This is a genomic window from Trebonia sp., from assembly GCF_030042015.1.
In the GTDB taxonomy this organism is placed as follows: Bacteria; Actinomycetota; Actinomycetes; order Streptosporangiales; family Streptosporangiaceae; genus Trebonia.
The window spans coordinates 18,958-35,142 of sequence record NZ_JASIAL010000502.1 but is presented as its reverse complement, the minus strand read 5'-3'; the positions used below and the strand labels follow the sequence as shown (position 1 = coordinate 35,142).

The 16,185-nt window shown below is 69.1% G+C and carries 15 protein-coding genes; 6 read left to right on the top strand and 9 right to left on the bottom strand.

The features are described from left to right. Together Q1N79_RS27040 and Q1N79_RS27035 are read right to left on the bottom strand one after the other, a co-directional pair. Positions 1–581 (bottom strand): NAD(P)-binding domain-containing protein (locus Q1N79_RS27040; protein ID WP_300613829.1); only part of this gene is annotated, 581 nt, incomplete at its 3' end. Between the two features lie 13 nt (positions 582–594). After that, on the bottom strand, positions 595–1,065 hold the full coding sequence (locus tag Q1N79_RS27035) for a VOC family protein (protein ID WP_300613827.1): 471 nt from the start codon (positions 1,063–1,065) through the stop codon (positions 595–597). 282 nt (positions 1,066–1,347) lie between these two features. Here Q1N79_RS27035 and Q1N79_RS27030 point away from each other — a divergent pair, with 282 nt between their 5' ends. The 4 genes from Q1N79_RS27030 to Q1N79_RS27015 all read left to right on the top strand — a co-directional run bounded on the left by Q1N79_RS27030 (position 1,348) and on the right by Q1N79_RS27015 (position 4,336). Beyond that, entirely contained in the window at positions 1,348–1,962 is a 615-nt protein-coding gene (locus tag Q1N79_RS27030; RefSeq protein ID WP_300613825.1) for a peroxiredoxin, read from the top strand. A 5-nt stretch (positions 1,963–1,967) separates the two neighbouring features. Further along, positions 1,968–2,918, top strand: a complete 951-nt coding sequence (locus tag Q1N79_RS27025; RefSeq protein ID WP_300613823.1) for a nitronate monooxygenase — start codon at positions 1,968–1,970, stop codon at positions 2,916–2,918. 84 nt (positions 2,919–3,002) lie between these two features. Next, on the top strand, positions 3,003–3,623 hold the full coding sequence (locus Q1N79_RS27020; protein ID WP_300613821.1) for a muconolactone Delta-isomerase family protein: 621 nt from the start codon (positions 3,003–3,005) through the stop codon (positions 3,621–3,623). Next, the gene (locus tag Q1N79_RS27015) at positions 3,620–4,336 is read left to right on the top strand and encodes an SDR family NAD(P)-dependent oxidoreductase (protein ID WP_300613819.1); all 717 of its coding nucleotides are present in this window, start codon (positions 3,620–3,622) and stop codon (positions 4,334–4,336) included. Before Q1N79_RS27020 ends, Q1N79_RS27015 begins: the two co-directional genes overlap by 4 nt. 31 nt (positions 4,337–4,367) lie before the next feature. On the opposite strand, the gene Q1N79_RS27010 is transcribed toward Q1N79_RS27015, so the two are convergent. The 3 genes from Q1N79_RS27010 to Q1N79_RS27000 form a co-directional block, all read right to left on the bottom strand. Beyond that, positions 4,368–5,750 carry an NAD(P)/FAD-dependent oxidoreductase gene (locus Q1N79_RS27010; RefSeq protein WP_300613817.1) on the bottom strand — a complete coding sequence of 461 codons (1,383 nt, stop codon included), beginning with the start codon at positions 5,748–5,750 and terminating at the stop codon, positions 4,368–4,370. A 35-nt stretch (positions 5,751–5,785) separates the two neighbouring features. Continuing rightward, a complete protein-coding gene (locus Q1N79_RS27005) occupies positions 5,786–6,679 on the bottom strand; it encodes a nuclear transport factor 2 family protein (RefSeq protein WP_300613815.1) in 894 nt (297 codons plus the stop codon). 171 nt (positions 6,680–6,850) lie between these two features. Next, entirely contained in the window at positions 6,851–8,617 is a 1,767-nt protein-coding gene (locus tag Q1N79_RS27000; protein ID WP_367185147.1) for a UDP-glucose/GDP-mannose dehydrogenase family protein, read from the bottom strand. 840 nt (positions 8,618–9,457) lie between these two features. On the opposite strand from Q1N79_RS27000, the gene Q1N79_RS26995 reads away from it, so the two are divergent. After that, complete coding sequence (locus Q1N79_RS26995; protein WP_300613814.1) at positions 9,458–10,576, top strand: glycosyltransferase family 4 protein; 1,119 nt, start codon at positions 9,458–9,460, stop codon at positions 10,574–10,576. Here Q1N79_RS26995 and Q1N79_RS26990 read toward each other — a convergent pair. The 4 genes from Q1N79_RS26990 to Q1N79_RS26975 all read right to left on the bottom strand — a co-directional run bounded on the left by Q1N79_RS26990 (position 10,518) and on the right by Q1N79_RS26975 (position 15,136). Continuing rightward, positions 10,518–11,408, bottom strand: a complete 891-nt coding sequence (locus Q1N79_RS26990; RefSeq protein WP_300613812.1) for a glycosyltransferase family 2 protein — start codon at positions 11,406–11,408, stop codon at positions 10,518–10,520. The genes Q1N79_RS26995 and Q1N79_RS26990 overlap by 59 nt on opposite strands. Beyond that, positions 11,405–13,417, bottom strand: a complete 2,013-nt coding sequence (locus Q1N79_RS26985; RefSeq protein WP_300613810.1) for a hypothetical protein — start codon at positions 13,415–13,417, stop codon at positions 11,405–11,407. The genes Q1N79_RS26990 and Q1N79_RS26985 overlap by 4 nt, the downstream gene beginning before the upstream one ends. Further along, positions 13,414–13,725 carry a hypothetical protein gene (locus Q1N79_RS26980; RefSeq protein WP_300613808.1) on the bottom strand — a complete coding sequence of 104 codons (312 nt, stop codon included), beginning with the start codon at positions 13,723–13,725 and terminating at the stop codon, positions 13,414–13,416. Before Q1N79_RS26980 ends, Q1N79_RS26985 begins: the two co-directional genes overlap by 4 nt. Before the next feature lie 292 nt (positions 13,726–14,017). Next, entirely contained in the window at positions 14,018–15,136 is a 1,119-nt protein-coding gene (locus tag Q1N79_RS26975) for a lysylphosphatidylglycerol synthase transmembrane domain-containing protein (RefSeq protein ID WP_300613806.1), read from the bottom strand. Positions 15,137–15,364: 228 nt separating this feature from the next. Here Q1N79_RS26975 and Q1N79_RS26970 point away from each other — a divergent pair, with 228 nt between their 5' ends. Next, complete coding sequence (locus Q1N79_RS26970; protein WP_300613804.1) at positions 15,365–16,150, top strand: bifunctional 2-polyprenyl-6-hydroxyphenol methylase/3-demethylubiquinol 3-O-methyltransferase UbiG; 786 nt, start codon at positions 15,365–15,367, stop codon at positions 16,148–16,150. The last annotated feature ends 35 nt before the right edge of the window (positions 16,151–16,185 follow it).

Below are 16,185 nucleotides of genomic sequence, written 5' to 3'. Positions count from 1 at the left end.
AGGTCGCCGCCCACCTCGAGTCGGCCCGACTGCTCGAGCCTGCCGGCCTTCACCGGCTCGAAGCCGGCCGCCCGGATCAACCGCTCGACTTCCTCGCCCGCACGGTCGTCGTCGGTCACGTAGAACAGGACCGCCGACTCCGGCGACCGGTTACTGGAGGACTCGAAGAGATCGGCCGACAGGGTTCCAAACGCCATGGCCAAGTGGGTCCCCGCCGGCAACCACCCGGCCACGACCTTCCCAGAGGATTGCCCTTCCGGCAGGATGCGTGAGACGTTACCTTGCGCGTCGGTGCTGAGCGGGTTGCTCGGAACGACCACGAGCTTGCCGGCTAGCGAGTCGGCGATCTCGTCTATGACGGCCTTCAGTACGGTAAACCGCAGCGCGAGGACGACGGCATCGACGCCTTGCAACACGTCGCGGTTGCCGGCGGCGACGACCGCAGCCCGGCCGATCTGTGCCGCCAGTGTTCGTGCCGACTCCTTGTTGGTGCTCGAGAGCAGCAGGGTCTCGCCGCCCGAGGCGAGGTGGCGGGCGATGACCGATCCGATCCCTCCAGTGCCGATGACCGCGGTGGTCACGACCGGAACCTCCTCACCCGGACTCCCCTCGGCTTGTACTCGATGGCCAGTCAGCGGGTGACCAGTCGCCCTGTGGGTCCGTGGTTTGCCCCACCTCGATCAGATGACCGTCGGGATCGCGGATGTAACAGCGCTTCTCAAACTCGTGCTGTTTCGGCGGCGTCAGGAATTGAGCGCCCCGGGCGCTCCATTCGGCGTACACGGCCTCGATGTCTTTGACCCGGATGTTGAGGAAGCTGCTGACCCGGTCGGGGTCGCGTGGCGTCTGCAGGGTGACGGTGGGCTTGTCATCGGTCGGGCCTCCGCCGACATTGATGATGATCCAGCAGTTGGATAGCGCGACGTAGGTCAGCCCTCCGGGGCCAGAGAAGGCTACCCGGCCGCCGAGAACGTCGGTGTAGAAGCGCCGGGAGCGCTCCACATCGTCTGAGACGATGAAGTGGGCCAGCACAATGTCCTCTGAGGGCGGTGGGAACTCGGCCATCTGGCACCTCCGCCGGTTTGGGTTTCCGCCACGCTTCCGACGGATGCGGGGCGTATGGGTTGCCCCGCCGCATGGCCAGAGTACGCCCACGGCTCCCGGCGGCCTGATCCATGGCACGCTCCTGCCGCCGGCTCCGAGCCGGACGTGTGGACATGAGCCCTGACGGGCACCCCTATCGGCAGGCACACAGGCGTGTCCTGGTAACGGACAGGTCCTTGGGGCAAACCGACACGAGCACCGTCGGGGCGACGCTCGTCGCGACGGATGAGAGGCGGCCATCGCGTGCGTTCCGACATCGTCCCCGGCGGCATCTTCCCCGATTATGCGCTGCCCGACCACACCGGCACCGTCCGCACGCTGAGCGAGCTTCAGGGCCGCGATCCGCTGATCCTCACCCTGGCGCGCGGCAACTACTGCCCGAAAGAGCACCAGCAGCACCTGGAGTTGGCGGCCAACTACCCAAAGATCGCGGTGGCCTACACCCAGGTCGCCACCATCGCCACCGACGACCATCACACCCTGCAGGAGTTCCGCGCCTCGGTGGGCGCCCAGTGGACCTTCCTGTCCGATCCCGGCCGGACCGTCCAGCAGGACCTCGACATCGCCGAGTACACCGACCCCGAGCACAACCCCATGATCCCGCACACGCTGGTGCTCAAGCCGGGGCTGGTCATCCACAGCGTCTACAACGGCTACTGGTTCTGGGGCCGCCCGTCGTTCTACGACCTGTGGCATGACCTGCGCGCCGCCACCAGCGAGATCCGCCCGGATTGGGATCTCAGCACCCCGGGTCTTCGTGAAGCCTGGGACGCCGGCGACTACTCGAAGTTTCACGGCTGGGACCGGCGGTCCCCGGCGTCGGCGCCGACCTCGTACGTCGAGCCGGACAAGGGGTGAACGCGATGCGCACCCCGGTGTGCGAGCTGCTCGGGATTGAACAGCCGATAGTCCTGGCGCCCATGGTTGCGGTTCCCCGGCTGGCCGCGGCGGTCTCGAATGCCGGCGCGCTCGGCATGCTGACCCTGACGTGGTCGGACGACGTCGGAGCCGTGGTCCGGGAGACGGCGGCGCTGACCGCGCAGCCGTTTTCCGGCAACCTCGTACTCACTGAAGATCGGCACCATCGCCTTGACCAGGCCCTCGACGCCGGCTTGCGGATCGTGTCGTTTTTCCTGGGTGATCCCAGCGGCTACATCGAGCAGGTCCACGACGCCGGGGGGATTGTCCTGCACACGGTCGGCACGGCCGAGGAAGCACGGCGGGCCGTCGCGTCCGGTGTGGACGTGGTCGTCGCGCAGGGCTGGGAGGCCGGCGGGCACGTGTGGGGTACCGTCGCGACACTTCCACTTGTACCAGCGGTGGTGGACGCGGTGGCGCCGGTGCCGGTGATCGCGGCCGGCGGAATCGGCGATGCCCGCGGCGTCGCCGCGGTGCTCGCCCTGGGCGCCCAGGCCGCGTGGCTGGGCACGCGGTTCCTGCTGGCCGAGGAGATGCCGATCCATGAGGACTACCGGCACCGACTCATAGCCGCGACCGAAACCGATCCGCAGCGGTACCCGAACCTGTACTCGGTCGGGTGGCCCGACTCTCCCCACCGCGCCCTCCGCAACTCGACCGCCGATGCCTGGCAGGCCGCAGGCCGTCCCCCACTCGCACAGCGGCCGGGAGCGGGCGAGGTGATCGCACACTTTGCCTCGGGCGAAGCAATCGTCCGGTACGAGCCGGCGCCGCCGATGACCGGGACCACAGGTGACATCGAAGCGCTGTCTATGTGGGCCGGGCAAGGCGTCGCGCTTGCGAGGAAGTCGCAGCCAGCGGCGGACATCGTGGCCGACCTCACCTCGCTGCTGTGATTCGGGACGGAAGCGCTCGGACCGCTGTCGAGCGGCGCCGTGAAACCCTGCAGGCGGCGGCCCGCTCAGCGATGGAGGATCAACATGGAGTACCTCGTCACGATGACAACTCATGTACCGGACGGGACGCCGGGGCAGGCGGTCGACGATGTCCGTGCCCGCGAGGCCGCACATTCGCGTGACCTGGCCGCGGAGGGCCGGCTGGTGCGGTTGTGGCGCCCGCCGCTGCAGCCGGGCGAATGGCGCAGTCTCGGCCTGTTCGCCGCCGCCGACGCCGGTCAGCTCCAGCAGACCCTGGCTTCGATGCCATTGAAGATCTGGCGAACCGACCAGGTGACGCCGCTCGCGCCGCACCCCAACGACCCGGGCCCGGGCACCCGGCCAGGCCGGTCAGGCACCGAATTCCTGGCCACCTTCGTGATCACGATCCCGGACGGCACGCCCCGCCAAGCGGTGGAAGAGGCCGAGGCGCGCGAGGCCGTACGCGCACGCGAACTGGCTGACCAGGGACACCTCGAGCGGCTGTGGGCACTTTCTGGTCACAGGCGCGCTCTAGGCTTGTACCGGGCCGGCGACAGCGCGGAGATGCAAGCCATTGTGAAGGCGCTTCCGCTCGACCCGTGGATGACGGCGGAACTCACGCCGCTCACGCCGCACCCGAGCGATCCCGCGGCCGTGAGCAGCCGAGACCGGAGAAAGCCGTGACCGAAACGGAGCAGAAGGTAGCCATCATCACGGGCGGCTCGCAGGGAATCGGCGCCGGCCTGGTCGACGGGTACCGGCAGCGAGGCTGGGCGGTCGTGGCGAATTCGCTCAGCATCCAGCCGTCGAAGGACCCGGGCATCCTCACGGTGCAGGGCGACGTCTCCGAACAGGCCACTGCCGACCGGATCATCGGCCAGGCGCTCGATCGCTTCGGCCGCGTCGACACCCTGGTCAACAACGCGGGCGTCTTTCTCGCCAAGCCCTTCACGGACTACACCGCCGAGGATTACGCGCTGGTCACCGGTGTCAACCTGGCCGGATTCTTCTGGCTGACCCAGCGCGCCATCGGCCGGATGCTCAAGCAGCACGGCGGTCATGTCGTCAATGTCAGCGCCAGCATCGCGGCCCACGCAGACGCCGTGGAGCCGACCGCGCTGACCGCGCTGACCAAGGGCGGCCTCGCCGCAGTCACTAAATCGCTGGCCGTCGAGTATGCCTCCCGCGGCGTTCGCGTCAATGCCGTCGCACCGGGCATCACCCAGACCCCGCTGCACCCGGCCGAGTCCTACGCGCCAGAAGCACTCGCGGGGAAACTGCCACCGCTCGGGCGCGTGGGCCAGGTCAGTGACATCGTGGACGGCGTTCTATACCTGGAATCAGCGCCGTACGTCACCGGAGAGATCCTGTACATCGACGGCGGCCGGACCGCGTGATCGCCGGTGCAGTGAACTGCCGCTCGATGTTTCATCGGGACAGGCTCGCGGCCTGAGCCGCCATCGGCCGGGTCGGTGGCGGCATGTCCGCTATCTGCATGTGCAGCGCCGTCAGTGCCGCGTTGTAGATCCCGGAGAAGCTGGGGAAGGGCTGGATCATGTCGCTCAGCACCTCGACCGGGACGTGCGCGCGGATGGCAAGCGTGGCCTGCTGAAGCCACTCGCCGGCCTCTGGCCCGAGGGCGTAAGCGCCGGTGAGCCGCTGGCCGTCGCTGAGCAGTGTCAGGAAGCCATTGGATTCGGCGTAGGCGTGGGTATAGGTGGCGATCTTCGGCTCTTCTGACAGCAGCGCGGTCGCCGTGTACTTCGCTTCGGCCGCGCCCACCGCCGCGGCCTGCGGATCGGTGTAGGCGACACGGGGAACGGCTTCGTAGTTCGCCGGACGCGCCTCGCCGGCGATGTTCGCCGCGACGACATCGCCCTCGTACTCGCCGACATGGGTGAGCGGCCAGATGCCGTTGACGTCCCCGATGGCCCAGAGCCGCTCGCCCGCGCGCAGATAGTCGTCAACCGGGATGCCCCGGTCGGGGTCGGCCGTTACACCGACGGTTTCCAGGCCGATCCCGGCGACGCGCGGGCGCCGGCCAGTCGCGACGAGCAGCCGGTCGCCCCGAAGCTCAGGGCCGTGATCGAAACCCAGGACGTAATCGTCACCTTCCCGCCGTGCCCCGGTGGCCCGCTTCCCGAGTACCAGCTCGATCCCGTCCTGACGCAGCGCCTCGCCCAGCGCCTGACCCAGCAGCGCGGCCTCGCGCGGCAGCACCCGCTCGGCACCCTCAATGATCACTGCCTCGCCGCCCAGGCGCCGCACGACCTGCGCAAGCTCCACTCCCGCGGCCCCGCCGCCCAGGACGAGCAGGCGCCGCGGGACGGCCTTCATGCTGGTGGCCTCGCGCGTACCCCAGACGCCCGCAAGGTCACGCAGTCCAGGGACCGGCGGGATGATCGGTTCCGCGCCCGTCGCCACGACGACGTGCTCCGCGCTGTGGCGGACGCCGTCGACTTCCACCACGCCCGTGCCAGCCAGCTTGCCCGCGCCGCGCAGCAGGTCAATGCCACGGCTTTCCAGCCATTGCTGCTGGCCGGCGTCGGAATAGTTCGACACCATGAAGTCCCGCCAGGCCAGCGCCGCTTGGATGTCAACCTGAGCGCTGGCAGCGGCCTCGCGTGCGCCATGCACCGCTTCGCCCGGGCGCAGCAGCGACTTCGACGGAATGCACGCCCAGTAGGAGCATTCACCCCCGACCAGCTCGCGCTCAACGACGGCGACGCGCAGTCCGCGGGCGGCGAGCGCCCCGGCGCAATGCTCCCCCGGCGCCCCTCCGCCGAACACGATCACGTCATAATGCGCCATCTCGGCAGCTCCGTTCTGGCCTCGTCGGCCACCAGTTACGCGTCAACCAGAGAGATGGGTGCTTCTATGTCGTCGTACATGCGGACCGCGGCCAGTCGCCCATCCTGGCCGCGTTCATAGACCGCGATGCCGGCCTGGGGCGGCAGGTCGCGGCTGCCCCAGCGAAGACAGTTGAACTCCACCGCGCAGCGCACGCCGTCATCGGTCACGACGCAGTGCTGCAGGCTGACGCCGCCGCCGGCACTGAAGCACCTAGTGAAGAACGAACGAAGTTCGACGGTGCCGCGATGGGCAAGGTGCGGGCCGATGGGCTCACGGTAGTACCCGTCCGGCGCGAAAGTGCCGACGATCGCGTCGGCGTCACCAGCGTTTAGCGCCGTCTGGTAGCGGCCGACGACATCACCAAGGCGGCCGATCCCGGGCCTGAGTATGGGAGACCTAACGTGACGCCGTCCGTCGACCGGCTGTTGGCTGCAGTAAGTGCGGAACACCACCGACCGGTCGTCAGGGGATTCGGCGACGACCGCCACCGGCCAGGCCAGTTCCGGCCCGTCGCCTGCTAGGTGCCCCAGCAGTTCTACCACCGCCCGCCCGCCGGCACTCGTGGAGGCCACGGTCTCGATCCGGGCGTGGCGTCCGGCCAGCCAGGATTGATTCTGGCTGACAAACCGGCGCAGCTGCTTGTGGCCGCGGATCTCGCCGGCGCGGGGATCATAGACCACCACCTCGCCCGGCCACACAGACTCCATAGCGTGGATGTCACCTTTGTTCAGCGCGGTGATGTACTGCGCGACCGGATCAGCCTGACCTGCGGCGCGAGTCTGCCTGCGGGCCAACTCCGCGGCACTGATGAAGTCCGGAAACCACGGCATCGCAATCCCCTTGGGCTCGCTGCCGGCCGGGCAGCTGGTCTGCAGACTGCCATCCATTGTCCTCCGGCCACCCCTACTCATCCCCACCCCTGGCCCAATGAAAGCCCCAAGCCCGCAGATAAGCTGCCCGCCGGCCCGAAAGGCGGTAGACGGGGCACCATCCAGGCCCCTCGCCCGCCGGACACCGCGCCTGACGGGGTGAACCCCCGGCGCCCTGACCGCCGTCGATCAGGCCAGCTTGAATCTCGCGCGCCACAGTGCCAGCCCGGAGATGCAGTTCCACCTGGACGTATGTCTCGGTGAACTCGCGCAGGTGAACCGCATGCTGGTCCTTCGACACCCGACGGCAAATCTCCATCTCGGTCGGCGGGCGGATCCACACCAGGCCGCGCTCAAGGTGATCACGCCACGTAGCAGCCACGGCGTATGGCAGATGGTGAAGCCCGCCTGCCCATTCACGCCGAAACGCGGACTAGGCAACCGGCCAACCGCGGAAGCCAGGCGAGATGGTCCTCCCAACGAGATCAGGATCAGCCCGCCAAACCAGAGTCCGAGCACCTGCCGGGAGTTGGTGCGATCAGGCTTCCCTGCTGACGGCCGGCGCTGCGCGCCGGCCGTCAGCAGGGATAACAATCTCGCAGCGTCGCCCGATCGGGCCAGAGTAACGGCAGGCCTGCCGGGTGCGTAAACCGTCCAGCCAGCGTCCGCCCAGACAGCCGCGTCAAGTGTGCAGCGGGCGTCGACGAGGACCGGGTGTGCCACCACGGACCGCAGCGCCGCCGGATCGATCGTCCCGTAGTCCGGCCACTCGGTGAGGTGCAGCAGCACATCGGCGTCCTCGGCGGCCTCGAGCGCCGAGGACGCGTACCGCAGCTCAGGGCACGCACTGGCGGCGTTGGCGATGGCCACCGGGTCGTGACCGGTCACGATGGCCCCGGCTTCGGCTAGCTGAGCGCAGACGTCCAGACTTGGCGAGTCGCGGATGTCGTCGCTGCCCGGCTTGAACGCCAGGCCGAGCACCGCCACCCGCGCGCCGTTCAGGGAGCCGCCAGGCGCGGCGGCGCGCGTCAGCGCCACCACCCGCTCCCGGCGGCCGGTGTTTGCCCGGTCGACCACGCCAAGCAGTGTGGACAGCGACTCCGCGCCCAGCTGGGACGCGACCGCCCTGAACGCGCGGATGTCCTTGGGCAGGCAACCGCCGCCGAAGCCCAAGCCCGGAGAGAGGAACTGGCGGCCGATCCGCACGTCGAGCCCGAGGGCCTCGGCGAGCTCGATGACGTCCGCGCCGGTCTTCTCGCATACCTCGGCGACCATGTTGATGAACGAGATCTTGGTGGCAAGGAAAGCGTTGGCCGATACCTTCACGAGTTCGGCTGTTTCGAGGCCGGTCACCAGCAGCGGTACCCCGGCTGCCAGCGGCGTGGCGTAGACCTCGCGCAGCAGCCTCTCGGCCGAGGGCCCCAGCGTGCCGAGCACGATCCGGTCCGGGGTGAGGCTGTCGGCGATAGCGTGTCCCTCGCGGAGAAACTCGGGATTCCAGGCCAGGTCGACCACCTCACCTGCCGGGGCAGCGGACCGGATCCTGGCGAGGAGCCTGCGTGCCGTGCCAACCGGCACCGTGGACTTGCCTACCACCAGGCTTTCTCTGGACAAACGCGGCGCGAGCGAGTCGGCGGCCGCGTCCAGCTGAGACAGGTCGGCCTGACCGTCCGCGAGTTGGGGCGTGCCCACGCACAGGAAGTGCACGTCGCCGAAGGCGCCGATCTCCGCATAGGAGTCGGTGAACCGCAGCCGCTTGGCATCCAGGTTCTTCCGTAGCAGCGGCTCAAGGCCGGGCTCGAAGAACGGGGCGTTCCCCGCCGCCGCTTGGGCCAGCTTCTTAGGGTCCGCGTCAATCGCGAGAACCTCGTGCCCGAGGTCCGCCATGCAGACGGCCTGCGTCAGTCCGAGATAGCCGGTCCCGACCACAGTTACCCGGACGGGCGCGACACTCATGATCACTCTCCAGCGAACTGAATATTTCTAACTAACCCGATCGACAATACAGGTTATTCTCGGGGCGCGGAGACGGACCTGAGGAAGCGGACACAATGACAGGCGTCGCGGAGGGCGGAGGTGCCGCGGCGCGGCAGGCTCCCGATCGCGCGGCGGATCCATCGACGGAACGATTGAACGCCTTCGGTGACTCGCCGACGGCGATGCGGATGCCATCAGCGCTGGCGAGGACCGTCGCCGCCGACGTGGTCGCGCTCACCGCGCGGCGACTGGTGGCCGCCAAGGATATCGCGCAACCCCGAGCGCGACCCGGTCCGCGGCGCCACCAACGCTGACGTGACCGTCGTCAGGCAGCCGCGGGCGCACGACTGGCGGACCCATCCCGATCCGTCCGGTGACATCCCGCTCGGCTGCGAGCAGGCCGCCGACTTCGCCATAGCCCACGAGGAGCCGGCCGACGGCGTCGCGTTCCAGGTCAAGTGCCGAGAACCGGCGGGAGGTCGACAGCGGTGTCCTGCGCTACCCGGACGACCGCAAGGCGCCAGTGACCGCCTTCCAGTCGCAGGCCCGTGGCAGGCCGGGCCGCCCGCCCCGGTTGAGTGCACCGGCCACACCGGGCCCGGCAGGTAGTTGCCGAGCTGCCCGATGAACAGCATGCCGACGATGCCGAGCGGGCTGAGCCTCCCCAGCGCACGGACAATCTCTTGCCACTCGCGGGCGATCTCGTACCCGCCGTAGCCGAGTGCCGCCGGCGGGAACGTCCGGCGGAGGAGCCTGGACCGTAGTATTTTCTTCATCCGGTGGTTCTCGATAATAACGATCGAAACACTGGGGTATCGCATGCGCGTACTGCTGTTCGGAACTTATGACACCAGGCTGCACCCGCGGATCAAAACGATAGCCGAGGGCCTGCGGGACCGGGGCGTCGACGTCGCCGAGTGCAACGCGCCGCTTGGCCTGGATACCGCGGCCCGTGTGAAGCTGCTGACGCAGCCGTGGCGGCTTCCGGCGCTGGCCGCCCGGCTGGCGAACCGGTGGGCGGAGCTGGCGCTCAAGTCGCGGCGCTCGCGGTGGCGGCCTGATGCGGTGGTCGTCGGTTACCTGGGCCACTTCGATGTGCACCTGGCCCGGCTGCTGTTCCCCAGGACGACGATCGTGCTGGATCATATGGTGTCCGCCAGCGGCACCGGCCAGGATCGCGGGCTCGACGGCGGGCCGCGCAAGGCGCTGCTGCGCGCTATCGACTCCGCGGCGCTGCGGGTCGCGGACGTCGTCGCGGTCGACACCCCTGAGCATCTCGAGACGCTGCCCGGACGGTACGGCGACCGCGCCGTGGTGGTGCCGGTCGGGGCCCCGTCTGCGTGGTTCGGGCCCGTATCCGATCACGCGGGGGGCGCGCTGCGCGTCGTTTTCTACGGGCTGTACACGCCGCTGCAGGGCGCGCCGGTGATCGGCGAGGCGCTCGCGCTGCTAGCGGGCAAGGAGATCGAGGTGACCATGATCGGCACCGGGCAGGACTACGCCGCCACCCGCGCGGCAGCCGAGGGCAACGACCGGGTCCGCTGGCTGGACTGGATCCCGTCCGAGGAGCTGCCCGCGCTGGTCGCCGGTCACGACGTGTGCCTGGGGATATTCGGCACCGGCGACAAGGCCCGCCGCGTGGTGCCCAATAAGGTCTTCCAGGGTGCCGCGGCGGGCTGCGCGATCGTGACCTCCGACACGGCGCCGCAGCGCAGGGCGTTCAGCGATGCGGCTGTCCTGGTGCCGCCGGGGGACGCCAAGGCGCTGGCGGAGGCGCTCGCCGGTTTCGCCGCGGACCGTGCCGCGCTCGCTGAGGCCCGTGACCGCGCCCGGTCCGTGGCCTCGGCGGCATTCGCTCCTGACGCCGTGGTGGCGCCGCTCATGCATTCGCTCGGGAGCGGACCACGAGGTCGCCGAGCAGCGCGAGCGACCCGATGATCAGCCCGGTAATGAAGACCAGCACGGTGTCGTCGGCGATGTGCACCGGGTGGTCGACCACGTCGTAGATCGCCTTCAGCCCGCCGATCGCCAGCAGCGTCAGGGCCAGCGGCATCAGCACCTTGAGGGGGTTGAAGTACATCGTCATCCGCAGGATCTGCAGGATGTACTTGTAGACGTCGGAGACGAACTTGAACTTGGACTTGCCGGCCCGCTGGGCGTAGTCGATCGGGACGTACTGGACCTCGTGGTTGTTGGACAGGAACGCCAGCGTGATCGTGGTGACGCAGGAGAACCCATCGGGCAGCAGCCGCAGGTACGGCAGCGCCACCTCGCGGCGGAACGCGCGCAGCCCCGAGTTGAGGTCCGGGATCGTCGCGCCGGCGAGCCGTTCGGCGAACTTGCGGATGAACCACTTGGCCGGCACGCGGAGGATCTTGTAGGTGCCCTGCTCGCTGGTGCGGGCGCCAACCACCTGGTCCACCGTCGGGTCCTTCTCAAGCACCCGGACCAGTTCGGGGATCCGCTCGTTGGGGTAGGTCATGTCGGCGTCGGTCCACACCACGATCTCGCCCTGCGCCCGCTGGGTACCGATCCGCCGGACGGCTCCGGAGCCTCCGTTGCGCGGCATCGGGACCACCTGCAGGCGCGGAAAGCTCGGTGCCGCCTCGCGCAGCCTCGCGAGGGTCTGGTCGGTGGAGCCGTCGTCGATGGCGAGCAGCTCGTAACTGTAGCCGCTGTCGTCCATCGCCTTCGTGATCCGGTCCACCTCGGCGATGACGTGCCCCTCCTCGTTGTAGCAGGGGAGTATGACGGTCACGAAAGGATTCATCGGTCCTTCTCCCACATCCACACGATGATCGAGTAGGACCGGGTCGACCTCGGTACGCCGTTCAGGTCGTGGGCGTCGAACTGAGTGTGCAGGTTCATTACTTGCTCCACTGTCCCGTCTGGGTAGGGGTTGAACTCGGTTTTGGCGGAACCGAGCAGGACGGCACGCCGCCCGGTTCCGTCGATGTCCTTGATCACCTGCTTGACCTTGGTGACGGTTACGTCAGGCAGCCGGGCCGCTGGCACGCCGCAGTCGCCCCGGATGTTCTCGAGCAGCCGGTCGGCGATCGGGCCGTCGATGACCACGACGGTGGAGTCCGGCGGTATCGCGGCGCACATCTCGTCCACCGCGGTGACTTCGCCGCGGTAGGTGTTCGACTCGGTGAGGCCGCGCAGCTGCAGCCCGCCGTGGCCTAGGTGCGGCTGGAACGAGATCCACGCGGGCACCGCGACGAGCGCGACCCCGCAGCAGGCGGCGAACAGCCTCGCCGGGAGGCCGGCGTAGTCGTGTTCCTCGAGCTGCCTGGTCAGCCACGACGCTCCCCATGCCGCGAGAAGGATGCATCCGGGCAGGACGGCGGGGACCAGTCTCCTGCTCGCCCAGGGCATGTCGGGCGTGATGGCCGGGCGGATGAGGAACACCACGATCGTCCACCCGAACACCGCCAGCGGCAGCGCCCACTCCGGCTGCCGACCGCGCAGCACCCGGTACGCGAGCAGCGCCGCGCCCGCCGTGGCGGCCAGGACGATGGGCGCGCCGACCCACCAGATGATCCACTCCAGCGCATGGCGCGAGTAGTCGTACTGGGTGATGCCCGGCGGCGCGATGACTACCCGCGCCGCCGCGCCCGCCAGAACCAGCGGGGGCAGGGCAGCCGCCGCGGCGGGCAGCCAGCGCGGCCGGGGGAACCGGAATCCTCGCTGGACCGCCAGGACGGTCACCATCGTCCCGACGATCAGCACGACTATCAGCAGCGCCAGCGGTTCCACCGAGGAGATGTTGAGCTTCAGGTAGGGGCGGGCGAGGAACACCCCGTCGACGAAGCCGTAGAGCGTGCCGACGACGAAGCCGACGAACAGCGGAATCGCCTGCGGGCGACGGGCCAGCAGCAGTCCCCCGCACCAGGGCAGGATGGGCAGCGTGTCGCTGGCACCGTCCAGCCGGACCAGCAGCAGGATGCCGAGCGCGAGCCCGGCCACGGCGGCGAGCACCTGCTTGGCGCGGTCGCCGCCGGCTCGCTCCGAGTCGAGGAACAGGCATATGCCGCCGAGCAGCAGGATCTGGGCCAGCGGCTCGCTGTAGGTTGACCGGCTGGTGAGCATCTCAGGGAACGACGCCGCCAGGGCCAGCGTCGCCGCGACCGCCCAGCGCGGGCCGATCAGCCGGGCGGCCAGGCCGCCGAACGTCAGCACGGCGGCACCGCCGAGCAGCGGGCCCATGGACAGCGCGCTGGACGTCCCGCCCCACCAGTACGCGGTTCCGAGCACCATCGGCAGGCCCGCCATGAACTGCGGCACGATCACGTTGCCGACCTGAAAGAAGGCGGAGCTCTGGAACTGGACGAGGTCGCGCGCGCCGCCGAACGCCGACAGGTCCTCGGGTATGGGCAGCTTGCCGTGCTTGGCGATCCAGGTGGCGAACTGCACGTACGAGGCCGGGTCGCGGGTGACGATGACGAAGTCGGACCGGTGGTGCAGCTGGTAGGCGCAGAAACCGATCGCGATCACGACGATCGCGACCAGAGCCCAGGTCGGCGTGTCCCGGATGGGGACGCGCACTTGTTTGAGGGTGAGCGGCACGCCGATGGCGATCGCGATCGCCGTGGCGGCGATGACCGGGACGGGCTTGAATTCACCGATCAGCAGCAGCGGGAACCCAAACAGCAGGAAGAACGTCGCTACCAGCGCGGGCAGCACGGTGAGCCGGGCCAGCAGCAGCCCGGGCAGGTCGCCCGGGATTGTCATGGCGTGGCCGGCTGTCCGCTCCGACGCGGTGGCGGCCGCAGTCATCTCCTGATCCCCGGTTTGCGCATGACGAGATAACCCCCGACGGAGTAGACGGTGACGCAGCCGTGATCCTTGAGCAGCCGCACCCGTGAGACCTGGTCTTCGATGGTCGGGAAGGTGAACTCTCCGTCGCTGGTACAGGTGAGGACCCGGTCCGGATAAAGCGGCGGATCTGCGTCGCCGTCGCGCAGCAGCACCGTGTCGCCGGACGTCAGCTGCGGCACGACGTTGCTCGCCGCCTCGACGACCACGTTGTTCGGCCCGTGGTTAGCGGCGAGTACCCCGTCCTCCTGCTCCAGTTGCGGTGCCACGGCGCGGCTCCCTTCGACCCGGGCTGGTCGCTTCGCGCCTCGTCGGCGTTCCTTCCCCCGCCGCTAAGCAGCGGGCGCCGGAGGAGGCTGTCTGCTGGCAAAGCGGAACCCGATCCTCATGGTGAAACCCTGTTCAGCCCCAATTTATACAGTAAATCCGATCGGAAAGATTGGAAATCTTGGATCTGTCTGGCCCGCAGAAGCGCGTGGCCCTGCAGGCGAGCCGAGATCACGCAGATGCGGGCCGCTGATCCGGGTCGGCTGGAAGGATCCTCATGCCTGAGCCAGTGCTTTAGCCCCTCCGGGCGGGTGTCGTAACGGCAGGCACTTCGGGCCCGCGGTTGCCGTCAGCCAATCCAATGGGGAGCCCAGGGAGGACCGTCCCCTCTGGGCCAGCACTGCGGCGACTGTGGTCGCGGCGCAAGTAGGCGGTGGCCACTCCGGCCACGACGAGGTCGGCGACTGTGGTGACGGCGCGGGAGACGAGCGCGATCGCGGTGGCTGGGTCGCTGCCGGCAACCGGGGCGAGGATCGCCACCATGATGACCTCCCGCACCCCGGCCCCGGCCGGGGCGAAGACCACCAGGAAGCCAGCGCACCAGGCGAAAGCGAACGCGCCGATCGCCAGCGGTAGCGCCTTGGCGACGGGCGCGCCGACCCGGATGGCGAGCAACCAGATCTGGAAGCCGTAGCAGAGCCAGGAGGCGAACGACCAGCCGAGCGAGATCGCGATCGCGCGTCCGCCGATCGGATGGTCGAGCGGGGGCCGTTTGGCCAGTCGGAGCAGTCGGCTGAAGCCCCAGTTGAGAACCTTCGGGTACAGGCAGGCCAGCAGGAACGGCGCGGCAATGAAGGCCCACTCGTACGGCGTGGAGCCGCCGCTAAGCGGCAGCGCGATGATGGCGATGATCAGGCCCGCTAGCAGCGCCATCAGCATCGTGAGCACTGACGCGCCCGCCGTGCGGTGCCGCGGCACCTTGTGCGCGGTGGCTATCTCCATCTGCGCGAGCACCGGCCAGACCGATCCAGGAAGGTACTTGCCGAGCTGGCCGACGAAGAAGATCCGCGCCGCGACCGGGACCGGGAGCGGCGAGCCGAGCCCGGTGAGCAGCGCCCGCCACGAGAGCATCGAGGTGAAGAGCGCAGCCAGCACCAGGACCAGGGCGGCGAGCGACATCGGCAGCCCGATGCGGCCAACCGCGTGCTGGATGTCCGTCCACTGCTTGCTCACCGCGTAGGCGCCGTAGCCGACCACCAGGACGACGAACCCGTACCGGAACATCCTCCCGGCCAGGAGCCTCTTCGCTAGCGCCCGCCCCGCGCGGTGCGAGCCGCCGGAAGGCGAATCGCCTGGGTCCGCGTTCCCGACAACGGTGTCTTCGTTCCCGCCCTTGCCACCGCCACCGCTCAAGGGGCTGCTCCCGTCGCTGCTATCAGGGCCGTTGCGCGCACGCTGGCCGGGCGGTCTGGCTGGGGCATGGCGTCAGGTCCCCCTAGGGTCGTGATTATAACGGCTCGGCTAAGATTACCTACTGGCCGGATCGGAATACTAGGGTATTCAACCATGTGCGCCCCAGGGTCGGCAGCGCGATATCTCGATAAATCGGCCAGCGCCGCGACCGCCGACTGTCGTTTCACGATGAGGAGCCGTATGGTCACGGGAGCGGGAAAGGCGACCCGGGATGTTGACACGATCGCCCCGCTGGCACCGAACGCCTGGTTGCGCTACGACCTGGTGGAGCGGATGCTGCCGGCTGGCATCACCGACGTCCTGGAGATCGGCTGCGGGCGTGGCGCATACGGCGTCCGGCTCGCGCAGCGTTACCGCTACGTCGGGGTCGAGCCGGACCTGGAGTCCTGCACGGTGGCCAAGCGGCGGGTCGCCGCGGCGGGGAGCGGCGAAGTCCGCAACGTCGCTGCCGAGGATCTTGGCGACGAGCAGTTCGACCTCGTCTGCGCCTTCGAGGTGCTCGAGCACCTCGAGGACGACGCGACGGCGGTGAAGCAGTGGGCGAGCCGCATCCGCCCGGGCGGATGGCTGCTCCTTTCCGTCCCTGCCGACCAGCACCGGTTCAACGCGTTCGACACGCTCGTCGGCCACTTCCGCCGCTACGACCCCGAGGTCATGGCGGCGCTGCTGACCTCCTGCGGTTTCGGCGACGTCACAGTGCGCCGGTACGGCTACCCGCTCAACTCCGTGACGGAGGCGGGCCGTGCCTACATAGGGCGGCGGCGGCTGGCCGCCGCAAGCACGGCGGCATCCTCGGTCTCGGAGCGCACCGCCGGGTCGGGGCGCGTCATGCAGCCGTCCACCGCGCTGACCGGAACGGTGACCCGGCTGGGGACCGCGCCGTTCCGCCACCTCCAGCGGCTGTTCCCTGGCAAGGGCGTCGGCCTGGTCTCGCTCGCAAGGCTCGCCGGGTAAGGTGACCGTTAAACCCACGCTGAACAGCGTGAACG

What these genes read in the sequence shown, in the direction of transcription:
- Q1N79_RS27035 (WP_300613827.1), bottom strand. Translation starts at nt 1,065, where the DNA reads ATGGCCGAGTTCCCACCGCCCTCAGAGGACATTGTGCTGGCCCACTTC.
- Q1N79_RS27025 (WP_300613823.1), top strand. Translation starts at nt 1,968, where the DNA reads ATGCGCACCCCGGTGTGCGAGCTGCTCGGGATTGAACAGCCGATAGTC.
- Q1N79_RS27020 (WP_300613821.1), top strand. Translation starts at nt 3,003, where the DNA reads ATGGAGTACCTCGTCACGATGACAACTCATGTACCGGACGGGACGCCG.
- Q1N79_RS27010 (WP_300613817.1), bottom strand. Translation starts at nt 5,750, where the DNA reads ATGGCGCATTATGACGTGATCGTGTTCGGCGGAGGGGCGCCGGGGGAG.
- Q1N79_RS27005 (WP_300613815.1), bottom strand. Translation starts at nt 6,679, where the DNA reads ATGGATGGCAGTCTGCAGACCAGCTGCCCGGCCGGCAGCGAGCCCAAG.
- Q1N79_RS27000 (WP_367185147.1), bottom strand. Translation starts at nt 8,617, where the DNA reads ATGAGTGTCGCGCCCGTCCGGGTAACTGTGGTCGGGACCGGCTATCTC.
- Q1N79_RS26995 (WP_300613814.1), top strand. Translation starts at nt 9,458, where the DNA reads ATGCGCGTACTGCTGTTCGGAACTTATGACACCAGGCTGCACCCGCGG.
- Q1N79_RS26990 (WP_300613812.1), bottom strand. Translation starts at nt 11,408, where the DNA reads ATGAATCCTTTCGTGACCGTCATACTCCCCTGCTACAACGAGGAGGGG.
- Q1N79_RS26985 (WP_300613810.1), bottom strand. Translation starts at nt 13,417, where the DNA reads ATGACTGCGGCCGCCACCGCGTCGGAGCGGACAGCCGGCCACGCCATG.
- Q1N79_RS26970 (WP_300613804.1), top strand. Translation starts at nt 15,365, where the DNA reads ATGAGGAGCCGTATGGTCACGGGAGCGGGAAAGGCGACCCGGGATGTT.